The organism is [Clostridium] clostridioforme AGR2157 (assembly GCF_000424325.1).
GTDB lineage: Bacteria > Bacillota > Clostridia > Lachnospirales > Lachnospiraceae > Enterocloster > Enterocloster clostridioformis_A.
The window spans coordinates 1-3,104 of sequence record NZ_AUJR01000110.1 but is presented as its reverse complement, the minus strand read 5'-3'; the positions used below and the strand labels follow the sequence as shown (position 1 = coordinate 3,104).

3 protein-coding genes are annotated in these 3,104 nt (G+C 46.6%); all 3 read left to right on the top strand.

Translation table 11 applies throughout. The features are described 5' to 3' along the window. Window positions 1-191 precede the first annotated feature (191 nt). The 3 genes from G614_RS29460 (at window position 192) to G614_RS0123620 (ending at window position 2,989) form a co-directional block, all read left to right on the top strand. The gene (locus G614_RS29460; RefSeq protein ID WP_155245140.1) at window positions 192-689 is read left to right on the top strand and encodes a DUF6431 domain-containing protein; all 498 of its coding nucleotides are present in this window, start codon (window positions 192-194) and stop codon (window positions 687-689) included. Window positions 690-764: 75 nt separating this feature from the next. Next, a complete protein-coding gene (locus G614_RS0123625) occupies window positions 765-2,171 on the top strand; it encodes a DDE-type integrase/transposase/recombinase (RefSeq protein WP_044918783.1) in 1,407 nt (468 codons plus the stop codon). Then, a complete protein-coding gene (locus G614_RS0123620; protein ID WP_027643851.1) occupies window positions 2,171-2,989 on the top strand; it encodes an ExeA family protein in 819 nt (272 codons plus the stop codon). Before G614_RS0123625 ends, G614_RS0123620 begins: the two co-directional genes overlap by 1 nt. The last annotated feature ends 115 nt before the right edge of the window (window positions 2,990-3,104 follow it).

Genomic DNA, 3,104 nt, shown 5'->3' with positions numbered 1-3,104 from the left:
TGTTGTTGACCTCATAAATTATCAAAATACTGATTTACTTGCCTGTCTCTGAATTGACCTGTATACTGTCATCAGCATACAAAAAGGAAAAGGTCTCAGAGAACCCTCCTGGAAAGTTGTGTACTCTGAGACCCTGGTCACTAACCATGGTTATTATATCAGATTATTCACTTGTCCTCAAGGAGGAGTTTGTGTTTTTTGTTGAGAGCAGTGTGACCACCCATATGTGCCCGATCTGTCAGGCTACGCTTTCCTACCGGGATTCCCGTCCACGTATCCGCAAAAAAGAAGGCGGTGTGAAGGAGCAGTTAATCATCCGACGGTTTCATTGTAAGAACTGCCACTCCTATCATAGTGAGCTTCCGGATTGTCTTGTGCCATATAAGCACTATGAAACAGAAGTGATCTCCGGAGTACTGGACGGTATTGTACAGCCGGATGACCTGGATTCTGAAGACTACCCATCCTTCACTACCATGCTCCGCTGGCTGCAGTGGTTCCGTGAAAATCATGAACGTATCAACGGATATTTAAGAACGATCCGGGAGTTCCTGTTGGGTTATAACGAAGAAAAGCTTTCTTCTGTTTCACTGCTCGATTCTTTCAGAAACCAATATCAAAACTGGTTGGAAATCATCTTGCGTCAGATTTACAACAGCGGGGGATTTTTAGTCCCGATCCGCTGGTAAGGCTTATGCACCTACTTTGCATCGTCTGTCGCAGTACCAACGGGTATAGTGGTCTCAAAAGGAGGTCACTATTTTATGAATACAAGAATAAACAAACAACAATGGCAGGAAGAAGAAGCCCTCAGGCGTTTCCAATTGATTTCGCCGCTTCTCCAGGTTGATCTGGATGATGCAAAGCGGATCCAGCTGCGCAAAAAGATCGCAGAGGAGAACCGCATCTCTGTCCGTTCCCTTTACCGTTATGAAAAAGCGTTTTCAGAAAGCCAGTTTACAGGGCTGAAGCCGGCTGACCGGGAGAAACACCGCTCACAAAAACTCCCTGAAAACTTTGAGTTCCTGTTGGAGCAGGCAATCCAGCTGCGCAAGGAGGTTCCCGAGCGGTCGGTTGCCCAGATCATCTACATCCTGGAAGCGGAAGGGCTTGCAGCACCCGGTGCTTTAAAGCGTTCTACTTTGGAACGCCATATCTACAAGGCAGGTTACGGCCAAAAGCAGATGCAAATGTACCAGGATGCAAGAAACAGTTCTTCCAAACGTTTCTGCAAACCACACCGCATGATGCTGATCCAGGCGGATATCAAGTATGGCCCAAAGCTTCCGATTGGAAGAAATGGGGCCAAGGTACAGACTTACCTGTCCTCGGCAATCGATGACCATTCCAGATACCTTTTATCTTCCCGGTTCTATGACAATCAGAAAGAAGCAATCATTGAAGATACGTTCCATCAGGCGGTTTCCCGGTATGGAACCTTCGATGCCTGTTACTTTGATAATGGGACACAGTATATCGCAAAACAGATCCGGTCTTCTCTTGCAAGACTGGGCATTCGTGTGATGTATGCAAAACCAAGATCCGGCAAAAGTAAAGGAAAAATTGAGAAGTTCCATCAGGTGGCAGATGCTTTTATCCGGGAATCAAAGCTCAAAAACATCAAAACACTGGAAGAACTGAACCGACTGTGGGCCATCTATCTGGATGAGTATTACCACAAGAAAAAGCATGATGGCATCGCAGAATACTATGAAAGTCTTGGCGCCGCCATTCCGGAAGAAGGGATCTCACCGCTTCAGGAATGGAACCGTGACAGCCGTCCATTGACTTTTTTAGATACAACCGTTGTAGCAGAAGCTTTCCTACATCACGAACAGCGAAAAGTGGATAAAGGTGCATGTATCAGTTTCCGCGGACAAAGGTATGAAACCAAGCCTGCCTTGATTGGGTATACGGTGGAAATCTCCTATGATCCGGCAAATCCTGAGATTATCACCATTTCCCATCCCGGATTTGAACCTTTTCAGGCAATGCCTGTAAAGATTGGGGCGTATTGCGATAGACACGCTACGCTCCCAGCTGCTATGCAGGAACAAAAACCGACAACTTCCCGTTTTCTGGATGCTTTGGAAACGAAGCATAGAAAGAGCAGGCACCAAATGGCAGATGCGATTTCATTTGCTTCCTACAGGAAGGAGGTGAATGACTAATGTATGAATCATTCTTTGGCATGGAACATACCCCCTTTGTCCGGGATGTCCCTCCCGAAAAACTGTTTGAATCCAATGCCTTCAGGGAAACGCTCGGCCGTCTGGCTTATGTGGCAGACCGCCAGATGTTCGCTGTTGTAACAGCGGATTCCGGGTGCGGAAAGTCAACGCTCATCCGCCGGTTTTATTCGGAACTTCCGAAGGAGGATTATATCATCCTTTATCTGTCAGACTCCAAACTGACCCCAAGGTGGTTCTATAAAGGCCTGCTAGATCAGCTGGGGCTTGAGTCACGTTTTTATCGTGGCGATTCAAAACGTCAGCTGCAACAGGAGATCGAGGTAATCCGGGGCGTACAGCACAAGAAAGTTGTCTGCATCCTGGACGAAGCCCACTTGTTGGAGAAGGAGACACTGGAAGAGTTCCGCTTTCTGCTCAACTACCGGTTTGATTCCATGAGCCCCATGGCTGTTGTTTTAGTTGGGCAGACCGAACTGTGGGAAAATAAACTAAAGCTACAGCGGTATGCCGCCATCCGGCAACGTATTGATATGTACTGTACACTGCCCCATCTTGACCGTTCTGAAACAGAACAGTATATCGCAAGCCATATGACTTATTCAGGATGTCAGCAGGAGATATTTACAACCAAGGCATTAGATGAGGTACATAAAGCATCAGCCGGAATTCCACGAATGATTAACCGGGTCTGTGAAAAAGCACTGATGTATGCGTTTCAGAATCAGAAACGATTGATCGATGACTATATGATCAAGTTCGTTGTGGAACACGAAATGCTTGGAATGGTAACTTCATAAAGCAGGCGCCGCCTGGAAACAGGCGGTATTGCCTAACTGACTGATGACAGAAAGCTAAGCAACTGAGCGTCAACTGATGTGAGCAATCTTGTGACATCTCATGAAATCACTAACA